At 38.1% G+C, this 16,280-nt stretch carries 18 protein-coding genes and 1 tRNA gene; 9 read left to right on the top strand and 10 right to left on the bottom strand.

Features of this window, described 5'->3' with window-relative positions:
* The first annotated feature begins 39 nt into the window (after positions 1-39).
* Positions 40-1,497, top strand: coding sequence for a BCD family MFS transporter (locus tag PLEUR7319_RS0107705; RefSeq protein WP_019504638.1), 1,458 nt, complete (start codon positions 40-42; stop codon positions 1,495-1,497).
* Positions 1,498-1,730: 233 nt separating this feature from the next.
* Here PLEUR7319_RS0107705 and PLEUR7319_RS0107700 read toward each other — a convergent pair whose 3' ends face one another.
* Positions 1,731-2,114 carry a hypothetical protein gene (locus PLEUR7319_RS0107700; RefSeq protein ID WP_019504637.1) on the bottom strand — a complete coding sequence of 128 codons (384 nt, stop codon included), beginning with the start codon at positions 2,112-2,114 and terminating at the stop codon, positions 1,731-1,733.
* 350 nt (positions 2,115-2,464) lie between these two features.
* Between PLEUR7319_RS0107700 and PLEUR7319_RS0107695 the strand changes: the two genes are divergently transcribed.
* Positions 2,465-2,538, top strand: a tRNA-Lys gene (locus PLEUR7319_RS0107695).
* Positions 2,539-2,623: 85 nt separating this feature from the next.
* Here the strand turns inward: PLEUR7319_RS0107695 and PLEUR7319_RS0107690 are convergent.
* A complete protein-coding gene (locus PLEUR7319_RS0107690) occupies positions 2,624-3,211 on the bottom strand; it encodes a gamma-glutamylcyclotransferase family protein (RefSeq protein WP_019504636.1) in 588 nt (195 codons plus the stop codon).
* An 89-nt stretch (positions 3,212-3,300) separates the two neighbouring features.
* Complete coding sequence (rpoD, locus tag PLEUR7319_RS0107685; RefSeq protein ID WP_019504635.1) at positions 3,301-4,431, bottom strand: RNA polymerase sigma factor RpoD; 1,131 nt, start codon at positions 4,429-4,431, stop codon at positions 3,301-3,303.
* Positions 4,432-4,842: 411 nt separating this feature from the next.
* On the opposite strand from rpoD, the gene PLEUR7319_RS40545 reads away from it, so the two are divergent.
* The 7 genes from PLEUR7319_RS40545 to PLEUR7319_RS0107655 all read left to right on the top strand — a co-directional run bounded on the left by PLEUR7319_RS40545 (position 4,843) and on the right by PLEUR7319_RS0107655 (position 9,651).
* Positions 4,843-5,274, top strand: coding sequence for a hypothetical protein (locus PLEUR7319_RS40545; RefSeq protein ID WP_019504634.1), 432 nt, complete (start codon positions 4,843-4,845; stop codon positions 5,272-5,274).
* Between the two features lie 78 nt (positions 5,275-5,352).
* Positions 5,353-5,685 (top strand): hypothetical protein, encoded by a 333-nt coding sequence (locus PLEUR7319_RS40540; RefSeq protein WP_019504633.1) that lies wholly within the window; start codon positions 5,353-5,355, stop codon positions 5,683-5,685.
* Positions 5,686-5,770: 85 nt separating this feature from the next.
* On the top strand, positions 5,771-6,262 hold the full coding sequence (locus tag PLEUR7319_RS0107675) for a hypothetical protein (RefSeq protein ID WP_019504632.1): 492 nt from the start codon (positions 5,771-5,773) through the stop codon (positions 6,260-6,262).
* Positions 6,263-6,276: 14 nt separating this feature from the next.
* Entirely contained in the window at positions 6,277-6,915 is a 639-nt protein-coding gene (gene cbiM / locus PLEUR7319_RS0107670) for a cobalt transporter CbiM (protein WP_019504631.1), read from the top strand.
* Between the two features lie 3 nt (positions 6,916-6,918).
* Positions 6,919-7,707, top strand: a complete 789-nt coding sequence (gene cbiQ / locus PLEUR7319_RS0107665; RefSeq protein WP_019504630.1) for a cobalt ECF transporter T component CbiQ — start codon at positions 6,919-6,921, stop codon at positions 7,705-7,707.
* A gap of 45 nt (positions 7,708-7,752) precedes the next feature.
* Positions 7,753-8,520 (top strand): energy-coupling factor ABC transporter ATP-binding protein, encoded by a 768-nt coding sequence (locus PLEUR7319_RS0107660; protein WP_019504629.1) that lies wholly within the window; start codon positions 7,753-7,755, stop codon positions 8,518-8,520.
* Between the two features lie 54 nt (positions 8,521-8,574).
* Entirely contained in the window at positions 8,575-9,651 is a 1,077-nt protein-coding gene (locus PLEUR7319_RS0107655; RefSeq protein WP_019504628.1) for a RuBisCO accumulation factor 1, read from the top strand.
* A 46-nt stretch (positions 9,652-9,697) separates the two neighbouring features.
* On the opposite strand, the gene PLEUR7319_RS0107650 is transcribed toward PLEUR7319_RS0107655, so the two are convergent.
* The 7 genes from PLEUR7319_RS0107650 to PLEUR7319_RS0107620 all read right to left on the bottom strand — a co-directional run bounded on the left by PLEUR7319_RS0107650 (position 9,698) and on the right by PLEUR7319_RS0107620 (position 16,277).
* Complete coding sequence (locus PLEUR7319_RS0107650; RefSeq protein WP_019504627.1) at positions 9,698-10,120, bottom strand: hypothetical protein; 423 nt, start codon at positions 10,118-10,120, stop codon at positions 9,698-9,700.
* A gap of 154 nt (positions 10,121-10,274) precedes the next feature.
* Positions 10,275-11,162: a carbohydrate ABC transporter permease gene (locus PLEUR7319_RS0107645; RefSeq protein ID WP_019504626.1), complete on the bottom strand. Its 888-nt coding sequence runs from the start codon at positions 11,160-11,162 to the stop codon at positions 10,275-10,277.
* Positions 11,163-11,217: 55 nt separating this feature from the next.
* On the bottom strand, positions 11,218-11,970 hold the full coding sequence (locus tag PLEUR7319_RS0107640) for a DNA alkylation repair protein (protein ID WP_019504625.1): 753 nt from the start codon (positions 11,968-11,970) through the stop codon (positions 11,218-11,220).
* Positions 11,971-12,030: 60 nt separating this feature from the next.
* Entirely contained in the window at positions 12,031-13,737 is a 1,707-nt protein-coding gene (locus PLEUR7319_RS0107635) for an NAD+ synthase (RefSeq protein WP_019504624.1), read from the bottom strand.
* A 198-nt stretch (positions 13,738-13,935) separates the two neighbouring features.
* On the bottom strand, positions 13,936-14,778 hold the full coding sequence (locus PLEUR7319_RS0107630) for a hypothetical protein (protein ID WP_019504623.1): 843 nt from the start codon (positions 14,776-14,778) through the stop codon (positions 13,936-13,938).
* A 147-nt stretch (positions 14,779-14,925) separates the two neighbouring features.
* A complete protein-coding gene (locus tag PLEUR7319_RS0107625; protein ID WP_019504622.1) occupies positions 14,926-15,672 on the bottom strand; it encodes an NUDIX domain-containing protein in 747 nt (248 codons plus the stop codon).
* Between the two features lie 20 nt (positions 15,673-15,692).
* Positions 15,693-16,277 carry a nicotinate-nucleotide adenylyltransferase gene (locus PLEUR7319_RS0107620; RefSeq protein WP_019504621.1) on the bottom strand — a complete coding sequence of 195 codons (585 nt, stop codon included), beginning with the start codon at positions 16,275-16,277 and terminating at the stop codon, positions 15,693-15,695.
* Positions 16,278-16,280: the final 3 nt, after the last annotated feature.

The following is a 16,280-nucleotide window of genomic DNA, read 5'->3' as shown; positions in this document are numbered from 1 at the left end:
TGTCGGGATAAGTTTTCTTGTCTTTAGTACTTAAAAATTATGACTACTCAAGATTTTTCCGAATCTTCTGAGATGAATAATCGCCCGAAACGTCAGGTGGGAATGTTGACTATTTTTCGTCTCGGCTTATTTAATATGGGACTGGGATTAATGGCAGTATTAACCCTCGCCGTATTAAATCGGGTAATGATTAGTGAATTAGATATACCCGCAACTCTGACAGGGGGAATCCTCTCGACATCGTTATTTGTTGCCCCTGCAAGAGTCTGGTTCGGACAACTATCGGATCATAAACCCATAGCAGGAAAATATCGTACTAATTATGTCCTGCTAGGAACAGCTATTTTCGGTTTAGCAGTATTTTTAGCAGTTCAAGTATTATGGCAATTAGGAACAGTTGTCAGAAATAGCGGGGGGTGGCTGTGGAATACCCAAACTATCGGCTGGAGTGCTTTGTTAGCTCTGATTATGACAATTTATGGTTTAGCAGTTAGTTCCAGTTCGACACCATTTACTGCTCTACTCGTTGATATTTCTGAATCAGAAAGGCGCTCAAAATTAGTCTCGGTAGTTTGGTCAATGTTGATGGTAGGTATAGTAATTGGCGGAATTACCGGTAGTGTCGTTTTTAAAAGAATCGAAGTTGACGGAGTTGCCGCAGGTAATATTCCCTTAGAAATATTACAACCACCAATAAATTTTGTATTTGGTTTTGTCCCCTTTTTAGTTCTTGCCTTAGCTATTATTGCCACTTGGGGAGTAGAAAAAAAATATTCTCACTTTATGGCTAGGAACTCTTTAACTAATCGGGAAGACAGTATTAGTATCGGTAGGGCAATTCAAGTATTGACTACTAGCCGACAAACTGGAATCTTCTTTGCTTTTTTATCTGTTCTCACTATTGGTTTATTTATGCAGGAAGCGGTATTAGAACCCTATGGTGGGGAAGTTTTCGGCATGAGTATTGGTGAAACGACTAAGTTAAATTCTTACTGGGGAATAGGCATTTTGCTTGGGTATAGTATTACAGGATTTTTCATTATCCCTAAATTGGGTAAAAAATCAACAATCAAAATTGGTTGCATTTTAGTTGCCATCTGTTTTGGTTTAATTATTCTTTCAGGCTTTACCCAAGAGCCAAAAATTTTGCAATCAGCAATGGTACTATTCGGGGCGGCAGCAGGAATGGCTACTGTTGGTGGTATTAGCTTGATGTTAGATTTGACTGCTACCGAAACCGCAGGTACTTTTATTGGTGCTTGGGGATTAGCTCAAGCTATGTCGAGAGGTTTGGCTACTTTTGTTGGGGGTGTTATTCTCGATGTTGGCAAAAGTATTTTTGCTACTCCCCTGATGTCTTACAGTTTGGTATTTGCAATGCAAGCTGTAGGCATGATTTTGGCGATCGCCATTCTCGATCAAGTTAATGTCCAAGAATTTAAAGAAACCACAGCTAAGGCACTTTCAACCGTAATGGAAGGAGATTTGGATGGGTAATATCGTTTTACTTTTTGGTTAAAACGGATGACTACGATTAACTTTGATGTTCAGTATTTAAATCCTGATAGCTAATAGCTGATAGCTGATAGCTAAAAAGGACAAATGCTGTATCTTAGCAAAAACTTAAATCACATAACATGATTGTGCAGAAGTAATAAGTAATAATTACTAATTATTAGATACCTAGCTAGAGATAAGATCAGCATTAGATGTTATTAGTCAAATGGTAGTTATGACAGTTTTTTTTGCTTTAGACTTTGTTCACAATCTGCACACCGGCTATCGAAAGACTGTGGAATTTTGACATCCCGTAATGATCGATTTCGGAGATTTGAGCTATTCATAATTTTCACCAATTCTCTTAAATTTGATAAAGCAGATTCTAAAGACTCATCTCGGGTTCTTTCATAAGATTCCAGTAAAATTGCAGTTTTCTGCCAATCTTGCTCCGTTTGACGACTATTAACATTGATATCCCAAATAATATTAGTTAACTCTCTAGCACGCGCCATTTGTTCTAAATTGTCAATAGCATTGATAATGAAAAACCACGTTTGTTCAAGTTCTGCCGCATCAGCAATTGAAATATCGAATAAATTAGTCAATGAGCTCATAATAGATTTTCTCTATGTTAGAGATTAAATAAGTAATTAAGTATTCTTGTTTCTTTTTCCAGCAGTGTCTTAAGTGTGTTTAGCAATTTCTGTTGCCGAAGTGCCACTGGCTTACAGATCCGTCTGGTTGATAGTATAAGAACTTTATAACCGCAAAAATTTTAAATGCCCAGTGAAAATACTTAAATTCCTATAAATAAAATCTCAACTCTTTTTTCTGTCTGGAAATAGTTGAATGACGGACGATATGATCCTAAATCCTGTTGGTGTAAGTTACTTAAATAAACAAAGTAGCGTCCAAAATTTTGCTTCTGCCATACAATCTTCTAATAGGAGTTTGATTGATGCCGGGGAACGTAGCTCAATTAGGCAGAGCAAGCGACTCTTAATCGCTTGGTTGTGGGTTCGATTCCCACCGTTCCCATTGAATACCATTTAGAGTGTGATTAGGCAGTTTTTAGATAATTATGATTATTTTGAAAGCGATCGCGCATAACAAATAGCAGGAATTAAGAAATACCCACTTTGCATCTCTTGAGGTTTACAGTTGGTACTTCAAGTTTATCGGTAGTGGCAAGATAGTTAGAAAATGCGCAATTACCTAATGAGTAATAGGCATCATTAACTAAATCAAAATATTCTTGAGAAATTGCAGTACAGTTTTTCTGCAAGCCCTCATGATAACGATTTTTGGCTTGTTCAAGACCTAGGTAAACCCAGGCTTTTCCCTGTATTGCTCTATTAATCAGATGAGTTATATCAATTCTTTGATAATTTCTTTCACGTTGATCTAAATTTTCTAACTCTGGTTCAGAAACACGAAATAAAATCCCGATAATAGTTTTATCTTGATCAAAACGAATGTTTAAAAAAGTGACAAAACCATTAAACCTGTTACCAGTTTGTTCTTCGATGTAATATTTGTAATTGGGTAAATCAAGGCGATTATCCATGGCAATATTCCAGCAACGATGGAAATTGTGCAAACCACAAATAACAAAATCTAAACCAGGAGTTAATTTACGTCCTAAGTATTGTTGTAAATTATCCCAGTTGACTAGAGAGCCGTAACCAAAGACAAAATTAGATTGATGCATTACTGAGCTTGATTGCCAAAAACAACTAGGGGTCTGGCGACAATGCCGACCCCTATTATTATCTGTCTGAAGATGGATTCTTCAGTAGCTTATCGAATATATTCTTTAAGTATGCTGTTGCGGTTGGGATGACGCAACTTACGTAGTGCTTTAGCTTCAATTTGACGAATGCGTTCGCGGGTCACATTAAAGATTTGTCCAATTTCCTCCAATGTTTTCATACGACCATCATCTAGACCATAACGAAGACGTAAAACATCTCGCTCACGAGGGCTTAAGGTATCTAGTACATTTTCCAAATCTTCTCTGAGTAAACTTTTTGATACCTGATCCTCTGGAGTTTCACCGTCAGCCTCAATAAAATCGCCTAAACGAGAGTCTTCTTCTTTCCCGATAGGCGTTTCTAAAGATATAGGTAACTGAGCCGATTTAGCAATAAATCTGAGCTTCTCGATGGTCATTTCCATGCGAGTAGCAATCTCTTCTTCTGTAGGTTTGCGTCCTCTTTCTTGAGAAAGTAATTTAGTAGTTTTTTTAATGCGAGAAATAGTTTCATATAAGTGAACAGGAAGGCGAATGGTACGAGATTGATCGGCGATCGCTCTGGTAATTGCCTGTCTGATCCACCAGGTAGCATAGGTGGAAAATTTATAACCTTTTTCGTGGTCAAATTTTTCGGCGGCTCTGATAAGACCCAAAGAACCTTCTTGAATTAAATCCTGAAAAGACAAGCCGCGGTTCATGTATTTTTTAGCAATGGATACAACTAAACGTAGGTTAGACTGCACCATTTTATCTTTAGCCCGGCGACCAATAAACAGGCGACGACGGAATTTACGATATTCCATATCGACTTCTCTGGCCCATTCTTCGTCGGTAGCCTCTCTACCCAAACCATCTTCTAAACTATCTTTAAGTCTTTCTAATTCTAATAAGTCGGCAATTTGGCGAGCCAGCTCAATTTCTTCTTCAGCTCTTAACAGTCTAATACGACCAATTTCTTGTAAATAAATGCGAATAGAATCTTCTGTATAGGGTTTTTTTCTGCCACGTTCAGCACGGCGAGGAGTAGCAGCTTTTTTCTTTTTCCCTTGGACTGCTGACTTTAGCTCAACATCATCTCGATCATCCCGAACTTTATTACTATCTTCTTCGATTAGGCTCTCCCAATCATTCCCAGGGTTGGCGATCGTGGCTAGAACTTGATTAGCTTGGGTCATGCCGTTTTCCTCTTGCTCCTTCAGTGAAAAATTAATGATATTTATTTTAGTTAAGTGGGAACTAGTTTGTGTCAAATTACACTTGATTTGACTATTCTTTCCTAAGTGCTAGTTGTCTGCACGCAAACAACCCTAATATAATGCTGAATCTTTATCTAAGACAAATCACTTCATGAGTGTTATTAACTAGAAATTAGCGATTATTTTTCGATTTTAGCCTCAATTGCTATAACTTTGGTGAAGATTAGACAGAAATTAGGAGATTTTTCTTCAAGATTTATAAAGAAATTACAAATCCTACTACAATTTTACCCCTATGGCATTGTAATCAATTTAACGAAAAATAACATCCATCAATCTTTTAGAATTTAAAAGTTAGTCTCTAGAATTAACTGTTAGAAAATCAAAAACATGAAAAAAATTACTGTGCTCGTCGAGAGTATAGCTCTAAGTTCAGTAATTTTGACTAGTTGTGAGTCAAAAAACGATAATCAAACTATAGCGACAACTACTGATAAAGGTACTTTGACGCTAGTAGCTAATGGAGAAGATTTCGTCAGACAAGGTTTTGTTAGTAAAGATGGCTGGCAAATCAATTTTGATCACTTATATGTCAATATTTCGGAGGCTACTGCTTATCAAGCTGATTCATCTTTTCAACCCCAGAAAGGTGACACAAAAGACAGCTTCAAATATCAAGATCGGGTAGAGTTCATTAATATTGGAGAAACCACTGATTTAGCTTCTGGAGATGCAAATAGTGCGCCAATTTTAGTGGCTAAAACTGATGATGCTCCTGTTGGCTTTTATAATGTTCTAACTTGGAAATTAAGCACCGCATAAGCTGCTAGTTCAATCCCTGGGAATACCATTGTTTTACAAGGCAAAGCAACTAAAGATGAATAAATAATTAACTTCAACTTGGGTTTTAATCAGCCAACCGAGTATATCTGCGGCGAATTTATCGGCGAAGAACGCCAGGGAATAGTAGCAGTAGATGCTTCAGGACGAGTGAAAGCAACGTTTCATTTCGATCATATTTTTGGTGATGTCAATGCTCCAATCGATGATGCTCTTAACCAAGATGTCTTAGGATTTCAACCTTTAGCTGATTTGGCTGTCAATCAATCCTTGGAATTAGACGAGCAAGCTTTATCTTCTAACTTGTCTGACCAAGATTATCAAAAATTAACCGAAGCGGTTTTGGGTTTGGGTCATGTTGGGGAAGGACACTGTGTAATCAGCAATCAGTAGTCAATCCTTGAGAAAAACAAGAGAAACTTTATTTATCCTAGTCAAAAACATTACAATCATTTATCAGTAGCCTGAATATTGACTTATGAATAGGTTTTACTTTTTTCTAACTCTACTAATACTGATAGCACCGCCCAAAAAAGTCTTCGCTCACGGTGCCAATATTGAGTATCGCGAAACCTCGGCTATCACCATTCAAGCAAAGTACGATGATGGTAAACCAATGGCAAATGCTCAGGTGGTTATTTATGCTCCTAGCGATCGCTCTACTCCCTGGCTTAAAGGTACAACCGATAAGTCTGGTAATTTTACTTTTGTGCCTGATGATTCTAACTCTGAAAATAATGGCGATTGGGATATTAAAGTACGCCAGTCGGGACATGGGAGTATTATCAGCATTCCAGTGACAGACAACAAATTAGCTGACCATACTTCTGATATTCAATTGTCATCTACTGAGAATGGTTATACTCCCGCACAAAAAGTAGTGATGGCTGCCGCAGGTGTCTGGGGCTTTGTCGGTACAGCTTTGTTTTTTTCGCGCTCTAAATCTTCTAACTCTAAGTCTTCTAAATAGATATTTGTTTCTGAATGCACATTCCTGACGGCTTTCTTCCCCCTAGTATTTGTCTTGCTGGTTATGCCTTGACTGGTGGCGTTACTTGGTACTCTCTACGCCAGATAAATCGGGATCACTATACTCAAGCCAATATACCCAAGGCTTCTTTGTTGACTGCTGCCTTCTTTGTCGCCTCTTTGATCCATATTCCGATTCCTCCTACCAGTGTCCATTTAATTCTTAATGGTTTGATGGGGGCAGTTCTTGGTTATTATGCTTTCCCTGCAATACTAATTGGTCTATTTTTTCAAGCCGTAATGTTTCAGCATGGCGGAATGTCTACTTTGGGAGTTAATGCCATCATTTTAGGCGCACCAGCGATCGTTGCCTATCATCTCTTTCGTCAACGCCTCCATCTAAACGGTAAAAAGATTTTTCTATCTAAATTCTTGTCCTTTGCTTCTGGTGCGGGAGCATTGTTGTTATCGGCAATGATGTTTGCCATGTTGCTAGTGACTCATATTTCTCCTGATATGGATATTAACGCCGAAAGAACGGCTATCTTGATATCTTTAGGTAGCTATAGTATTCAAGCCATTATTGAAGGACTATTTACTGTTATGTTGATTTCGTTCCTAGAACATGTTAAACCCGAATTATTGAGATCATAAGCAATGAAGTTAGTCCTCGACCAGTATGCTGATTTAAATTCACCACTTCATCGCTGGCAACAGAGCTATAAGTTAGTCGGTTTACTAAGCTTGATTTTTGCATTTGCCTTTATTCAAAATGTCTGGTTATTACCAATAATGATAGTAATAACAGGTATTTTATTTAACCTGTCGGCAATACCTTTTGCTTTTTTAGTTAAGCGTTTACGTTACCCAGGCTGGTTTATTTTGGCTGTGGTAATTTTACTACCATTTATATCTGGAAAAACTCCAGTTTTACAGTGGGGATATTTAACGATTAATGAGGAAGGATGCTGGCAAGCACTACTTATTTCAGTACGTTTTTTCTGTATTTTAACTGTAAGTCTAGTGTTATTTGGAACAGCTCCATTTTTAAATAGTATTAAAGCAATGCGCTCTTTGGGTTTACCTAGAGTAATTGTCGATATGACATTGTTATCCTACCGCTACCTAGAAGAATTGGGAGGAATGCTAACAACAATGCAGCGAGCAATGAAATTAAGAGGATTTCAACCAAAAGGTTTTAACCGTCGTAATTTAAAAGTTTTTGCTCAATTAACTGGTACTATATTAATTAGAAGCTACGAACGTTCTTTAAGAATTTATCAGGCAATGATCTTGCGAGGTTATGGTTGCCAGATAAACTCTCAAAAAAGACCTAGGAAATTTAAATTAAGTCAGAGTGATCGCCATAGTTGCTTAGCAACAATAATAACAATTACAGCAGCAGTCTTACTAGTGACCTTAGAAGCAGTCTTACCCAGTTTTTAAATAAATATCTAGAATTATTGATTACCATTGAAGTTGACATAACCAATGAACGATCTAGTACAAACAGCAAATCAATTATCTCTAAAAACCAAAGCAATTTCTCTCAACAATTTGTGTTTTAGTTATGGACAAGAAAGATCAATTTTGACAGATATTAATTTAGAAATTTTTGCTGGGGAAACAGTCGGTTTAATTGGAGCTAATGGTGCTGGGAAAACTAGTTTGTTTTTAACTATTTGTGGAATTCTTCGCCCAACTTATGGGGAGATAAAATTATTTAATCGTCCCATACAAGCAGGACAATTTAATCCAGAAATTGGCTTGGTTTTTCAAAATCCAGACGATCAGTTATTTTGCCCTACAGTCAGAGATGATGTTGCTTTTGGTCTGGAAAATATAGAACTTCCCCCTGAAGAAATAGAAACACGAGTTAATGCAGCTCTCTCTTTAACCGGAGTCACACACTTAGCAGAGCGAATTTCCCACCAACTCTCGGGGGGAGAAAAATGCATGGTAGCGATCGCCACAGTCTTAGCAATGTTACCGCAGGTGGTACTCTACGATGAACCCAGTGCTAATTTAGATTTAAGAGCCAGACGGAGATTAATCAAATTTCTCCAAGCCTCTCACGAAACGATTATTGTTTCTTCACATGATTTAGAATTGATTATTGAAGTATGCGATCGCGTTGTTATGCTAAGCCAAGGAAGAATTGTTGCCGATGGTACTCCTCAAGAAATTATGAGTAACGCTAGTTTGATGGAAGCTAATGGGTTAGAAGTACCTCACTCCCTGACACATCATCATGAATAGACTGCCTACTGCAACTAGATTAAAGGGTAAGGGGAAAAGGAAAAAGGAGAAAATATGAATAATGTTCCACAGGATAGTCAAACTAAAATATCGGAAGCGGAAGCGCAAGAGTTGATGCGATCGCTACTGCATAAAGAGGGTACTTGGGTAGAATGGGGTCAAGTCTGTCAAAAGCTACAAAAATCAGGCTATAGTACCCAAAGAATTTTTGAAGATACAGGATTTCAAAATAGCCAGCAAAATTTAGTGATTGTGGCTGCCCAAGTTTTTGATAACTTGGTTCAAGGGAATGTTGACCCAGAGATATTGACCTATTATAAAGGTCCTCGTAGTGATGTACTATATGAATTTCGGGTGCTAAACCAAAAGCAGCGAGTAGATGCCAGCCTCCTAGCATACGATAAACGACTGGATATAGATGGAGCGCACTTAGTTGCCAAGACAATTAAAGATGTTTCCTTAATGTCTCAGTTACCAGAAGCCTTTACTAATCATCCTGGGGATTGGGTTGCCTACATATCTTGGAAAAGAGCTAAAAGCCAAAAAGATCTGCAACAGCGATCGCGTTTAATTGCTCAGGGATTAAAATTTGCTCATTCTGCCACTGCTAGAGAAGCGATCGAACAGTTATTAAGTGACTTTAGCGTTGTTAAGACTGCCACTGAACCTTTACTTCCACTGTATCGTTTGGAACTCGAAGAAGAATTACCGCGTATTGTTCCCTTAGCTGGTTCTTATCCTATCAGTAGTCAAGAAATAGCAGCGGTCGGCAAAGTAGAAATTCAGCAACCCTTTAGTAGTATCCAGGCTACTCACGGTACTTATCTACCTGTCCCTGGTTGGCAAACAGTCCTCAAGGCGGATGATCCTGTATCTTATTTATGTAAGAGCGATCGCCTACCCAAATCTCTATCAGGTAAGGTAGAAGAGGTATTAGTCGTTTTAGACAGAGCCAATAAAAATTGGGATATCAATAGCTATTTCATTGTCGAAATCGAAGATAAGTTGGAACTACGTTGGTTTGAAACCGAACCAGATCTAACAATTGTGGGTCAACTTGTCCTGGTACTGCGTCCCAAGAAAATTTTAGATGAAGGCAACATTACTCAGCCTTGGCAAATGGATGATTAGATTTGTGTGAGTTCGGAATTCGGAATTCGGAGTTCGGAGTTATAGGTTAGTTCGGAGTATCGCCTTCCTGATTTCCTGATGGTATTAATTCCTTAGATAATACTGGACTAACACTTTGGGCTGGACAATTTGCGATCGCCGCCAAGTTGACCAAATTGTCCTCAACTCCAGAATCAACAAATACATAAGCTAGATCGATCCCTTCTCCATTCACCCCAACTTGCCAATAATCTTGATAGTCAACTTTTTCCATTGATAAATGTTGAATCTTGACAGACTGAGGATCTTTTTCGCCACACGGTTCACAAAGTTTATAAATAGTCTGATTGATATCTAGCCTTGATATGGTAGCGATCGCCTGTTCCTTTTTAATGTAGGAACATTGATCGGCTAAGGCTGGCAGACAAAGCATCAGAGAAGAACCGAAGGCACAACCCAAGATTGATAAGCCAGAATAGATTTTGCTCATGTCAAAAATAAAATACAGATTAATTACTGATGTTACGCAAAAGAACCTAATAATAGTAGTTTTAAGAAATCAAACGAAAAGACTAACAAATCCTTTAACCCTTTCCCTTTGCCCTTTAACCAACCCCCACAAATTAATTAGTGCGTAATATCAGTTAATTATTATTTTTTGCTGTCAACTTTAAATTAATAATTGATAGTCCTAAAATTCCTAAGAATAAAACCAAACCAATCGTACAAGCATAGCTGATATCTAAGTCCTGAAAAGCTCGTTCATATAAATAATAAACCACCGTCTTTGAGCTATTGCGTGGTCCCCCCTGGGTCATAATATAAATTTCTTCAAATACTTTAGTGGCTGAAATTGCCGAGATTACTGCTACTAAAAATAAATAGGGTCGCATTAAGGGAATGGTAATATCTAGATGCCTTTGCCAGCTATCTGAACCATCGATCGCTGCTGCTTCGTATAATTCAGGAGAAATCGATTGTAAGCCCGCCAGATAAATAACCATGTAATAACCCAATCCCTTCCAGATCGTTACTAACATCACGCTCCAAATAGCTAGATTAGGATCGGTTAACCAGGGAATTCCTTCAGGAAAGCCAATTTGCTTGAGGAATTGATTGAGAATTCCATTCTGAGTATAAAGAGCTTTCCAGGCAATTCCTGCCACTACCATGGAAATCACCACGGGGGTATAAAATGCAGTGCGAAACCAATTAATGCCCCGTAATTTTTGATTCACAATGATCGCTAACCCTAATGGCGCAATTACTAAAATTGGTACTACTCCGATTAAATAGAGTAGGGTATTTCTAATCGTTTGCCAAAATAGCTCATCCTGCCACAATCGTTGAAAATTTTCCCAGCCAATCCATTGGGGAGCTTGGGTAATATCGTATTCATATTGCGTGAAACTTAGAGCAAAGGCTTGCAGGGCAGGAAAAAATACCGTCAACCCCAACAGAGCGATCGCAGGTAATAAAAATAAATAAGGAGTTAATTTATAGCGATTAATAATTGTTTTTTGGTAGCTCATAATAATTAACGTTTTTATCAAAAAGCTATTAGCTATTAGCTAGGAGCAAAGCTTCTTATGACAATTTTCGTTTAAGTTGTTTCAACTCTTTGTGACATGACAAATGTTTAGTGTGGCGATCTATAACTTCTCGATCAAGATAGTCTAAATATTTACGAAATAAGGCTTCTACCTTAACAGGGTAGATTTTAGACATATCAGCCAGAACCCAGCCAATACCTGTTTGAATAAAACGTTGGTCTTCTAAAACTAAATCCTCAATAATTTGTTCAATTAAAGCATGATATTCTTGATGACAACTTGCATGTCTAAAGGAAACAATTGCAGCCCGACGTTGCCAAAAGTTATCTGAGTATCTCCAATTAGCAACTATTTCAGCAGCATTGATGCCATGCTTGACAATAGTTGGATCTAAAACTCTGTTACAAAACCAATCTGTTGTCGACCAATCAAAAAAATAGCCTTTTTGAAATAGCGAGTTACATTCTGCTAATAATTCTTGATAGTCAACCTGAGCTAGAAGAAACTTTTGAATGTAGATTGTTCCTGCAAACTTGTCTTCAGCAAATTTACTAGCAATTAAGCTGTTACAGAGTTTGAGCTGTTCCTTGACAGTGTAATGTCCAAGGTCGTTAGCTTTATACCAATTTTTGACTAAGGAAGCAACTTGAGGTGTTTTAAGTCCCCGATATTCAATAGCTCCTTTGAGATAATTATCAAACCATTGTTTAGTTTTGACATCAGACTGCTGTTCTAGCTGGTTTGTTAATCTCTTAATCAGCTTTTGCCGTTGATTATTGTGCAGCACTATTAACCTGATACCTACGTCTTTTTTTGTCTAGTTTTTAAATGATGACTTTGGTTTTTTCTAAATTTGTAACCTTTTAGCGATGGGCATCCGCCAACCCGTTCCAAAGGCGCGATCGGTAATTTTGATCCCCGGAGGCGCTTGGCGACGTTTAAATTCAGCGCGGGTAACTAACTTCATTACTTTAGCCACCGTCTCTCGATCATGTCCAGCTTTAACTATGTCTGAAATTGATTGATGTTGGCACACAATTCTCTCTAGGATGTCATCTAATATTTCATAAGGTGGTAAAGAATCAGAATCTTTTTGATCGGGCTTCAATTCGGCACTGGGAGGTTTATGGATAATGTTGACAGGAATAATTTCACCATCTCGATTTAGCCAATGACATAACCTAAACACCATAGTTTTAGGTACATCGGCAATTACTGCTAGTCCACCATTCATATCACCGTAGAGAGTACAATACCCAACCGCCATCTCGGATTTATTGCCCGTAGATAGTAGTAAATAACCGAACTTATTCGCGATCGCCATCAATAAATTACCTCTTATCCGTGACTGGATATTTTCTTCGGCAACGCCAAACTCTGTTCCTGCAAACAAGGGTTCAAGTAAAGTGTCATAAGCTGTCATCGCCTCTTTAATCGGTAGCTTCTGACTCTTGATGCCTAAATTGTTAACTAAATCCTCCGCATCACTAATGGAATGTTCGGAACTATAGGGAGAAGGCATTAGTACTCCTAAAACATTCTCTGCACCCAAAGCTGCTGATGCGATCGCCGCTACCAATGCAGAATCTATACCTCCACTCAAACCGAGAACTGCCTTACTAAAACCACATTTACGGGCGTAATCCTTGACTCCCAAAACTAAAGCCGAAAATATCTCTTGATCAATCCCCCCCTTCGCAAGGGTTAGGGGGGATCGAAACTCTTTTCTAAGAGGTGCTAGGGGGGCACGAGATTCATTGTCTGGAGAAAGTTTCAGATGCTCTAACTCAACTATGATCAAATCTGTGTCAAAACCTTTGGCTTTACAAACCACTTCCCCTGAACTGTTTAATGCCACACTATGACCATCAAAAACTAAATCATCATTTCCCCCCACTTGGTTGGCATATAAAATTGGCTTTTGATAAGAAATAGCTGCATGGTTTAACATCGCCTCTCTTAGCTTTTGTTTGCCGACTGTGTAGGGAGAAGCAGATAAGTTGACAATTATATCTACTCCTAACTGGGCTAATTCTTCAATAGGATTGACTTCGTAGTTTCGTTTACCCCAAAATTGTTCATCATTCCATAAATCTTCACAAATACTTACTCCAATTTTGATGGAATCTAAGGTGAAGTAATTAGCCTTATATCCTGATTCAAAATACCGATCATCGTCAAAGACATCATAGGTAGGCAAAAGACGCTTGTGAAAAATTTGTTTGATTTCTCCCCCATCGATTAACGCCACGCTATTGTAGTGAGGTTTTTGTCCTTTTGAGTTGGCATGGAGATTAGTTTCTACTGTGCCCACTAAGACAGCAAGGTTTTTTGGAACTTGTATGGCGATCGCTTTCAATTCTTGTGCCATTGACTCAACAAAACCTGGATAGAGTAATAAGTCTCTAGGAGGATAGCCACAAAGGGATAATTCAGGTGTTAGTAGCAAGCGCACATTCTGTTTGGCTGCGGTTTTAGCAGCAGAAATTATTTGCTGGGCATTATTGGTAATGTCACCAATCGTCGGATTGAGTTGGGCGATCGCTATTTTCATTTTTTTATGGCGCGCAAAGACGCAAAGACGCAAAGGAGTTGATAGTTTGATTTTTGGTTTTTTTTAGTGAGGAAAGAGGATTATAGCGGTTCTCGAATTGGTAAAGTACACCTCGGTTAAAAATAGTTCGGAGTTCTACTCACTGTGCTCCATTCGGGGGAGAGTTGAAGATTTTTGAGTTTCTTATATACGGTCTTCTTATTCACAGCGTTCGTATTGAATGGCTTCAGGATAATTTTCTTTAGCGTATTGCTGCACGATAAGCACTTTACCGTTTTTCTGAGCTTCTAAAAGCGTTGGAGAATAGGAATAGGGCTGACTATCCTCTAATCGCCTACGCTTGAAGCTTGCGACTATCCATGTTGGTGTGTATTCCATAATCTCGCCAAGTTCTGCTCTATTTTCAAAAAATTGGATGGAGTTTTCATCGATAGTTATTTGTTGATGGTTATGGTTACGCACGCCGCAATTTTCTTTGCCGATAGCCCACTTGCCTCGAATACTTTTAGGTATGATGTCGTTTTGGTTTTTGTTAGTCGCACTACTAGTTTCACCATTCGGCATTCTGGCATAAACAATTTCTCCTGCTGCACTTCCTGGTGTTGTCCCTTTAATAGCGATTGAAAGAAAGTCCTTATTCAGTTTTATAGATTCACACGTTCGGTTTTCTTCCGAAACTGTAAAGTACGGGTAAGTCGCAATCTGCTCTTTATCTGTAGAATAAGGACAACTATCTGAGAGTCGAAACTGCTGAAATTGTGGTGGCTCTGCCGCCCCTTCTCCCGCAACAAACTTGACTTCGTTCCCTTTATATTCCACAGTTCCATAGGGATAAGTGGTTCTTTTCCACCTTCCTTGCAAAGCTGCTAGAAAGTCATCTATTTCTTGGGTCGCCTCATCACGATTAGTCAGGCTGTTATTTGTAGTATTCGTTTCTTGCTCGCTGTTTACTGACTTTTCGGTGTTTGCTGTTTGTTGGTTTGATTCACAAGCAGATAACAATAAAAGTATCACTGTTCCCAAATAGAGTAGTATTCTCATATATTTTTTAATTTTTAACGACAGGCTTATTCTGCTACAAGGATTTAATTATCAGGTATTACAACGTCTCAAAATGATAAATGGAAAGCAGTAGGCTGCTTCCTCAAATAATGTTTAAAATAAGTCTGTAAAAATAATTTTAGTCAGTCAAATAAACAATAAAGGTTTATCTTTCAACGGAGCAAAAGCTTCTGAATCAAACTTATATAAACTTGCAGGACGACCAGCACCACGACATACTTTGACTTCAGTATCTAAGAGAATACCTAACTTTAATAAGCGAGAACGAAAATTAGAATAATCAGAAAAATTTTCACCTAAAATTGTGCAATAAAGTTGATAAACTTCATTTAAAGTGAATTTTGATGGTAAAACATCAAAGGCAATAGGACTATATTGCAGTTTATTCTTAAGCCTATTCCAGCCATATTTCAATATTTGATCGTGGTCAAAAGCTAAATTAGGAACTTCATTCACCTTATACCAGGAGATATTATAATCTGACTTAGTAATAATCTCTGCCTCTTCATATCTGACTAAAGCAAAATAACTAACAGATAAATATCTCACGCCAAAACTATCAGGATTCTCTCTAGGATCTCGTCCAGGATCGCCAAAAGAATATAGCTGTTCTAAATATAAGTTATCTACCTGGATTTTTTCTGCTAAAGTGCGATAAGCAGCATCAGTTAAAGATTCTCCCTGACGGACTAATGTTCCCGGTAAACTCCAAGAGTTTTTAAATGGCGGCTCTTTTCTTTTACGAAGTAAAACTAGTACTCGATTATAGGTAGTATCAACTGAAAAAATAACGTTGTCTACCCCAACTTTAAAGTCTGCCAAATATTCGGATTTACTTGTGGTTTTAGGGGGAATTTGAGAATTAATATGCATATTTTTTATTCTTATTTCAACTAGCCAGCTTCTAATGTCTCGTTATATAAATTATTTTGCAAAATGTAGTTATTTACGGCAGGGGTAATTAAGCTTCGATCTTTTTGTAAACGATAAGTACTGGAAGAAACTTTGGGAGCGTTTAAAGTAGCGATCGCACATTTGCCTCCAATCTGAGCTAATGATTCTAAACTTTGTTGGCGGATGCTATATCCTAAACGTGGAACAACCAATACTTTGACCAGCTTTAATAATTCTTCAATACGATACCAGCTAGTTATTTGCTGTAGGATATCTGAACCGATTACCAAACTAGACTCTGCCTCCTTTCCCCAGATTTCTCTGGCTTTGTTTACCGTAACCAAAGTTCGGCGATCGCTTAACTCTGGATGGAGATTAATCTTATTTTGGATTGGATTGATATCGGCGATCGCCAAGCGTAACATTTCGGTGCGATCTTTCAAGGAAGTTTGGTGCTGTTTAAAGGGGTTATCCGATGCCCACACGACTACTAGATCGTAATGTTGTGATAACCAGTGCAGAATAGTTTGGTGTCCTACTGTCGGCGGATCGGCACTCGTACCAAAAAGGGCAATTTCTGTCATTGA

It is taken from the genome of Pleurocapsa sp. PCC 7319 (assembly GCF_000332195.1).
GTDB lineage: Bacteria > Cyanobacteriota > Cyanobacteriia > Cyanobacteriales > Xenococcaceae > Waterburya.
The sequence above is the reverse complement of the archived record's forward strand: the minus strand, read 5'-3'. Positions and strand labels throughout refer to the sequence as shown.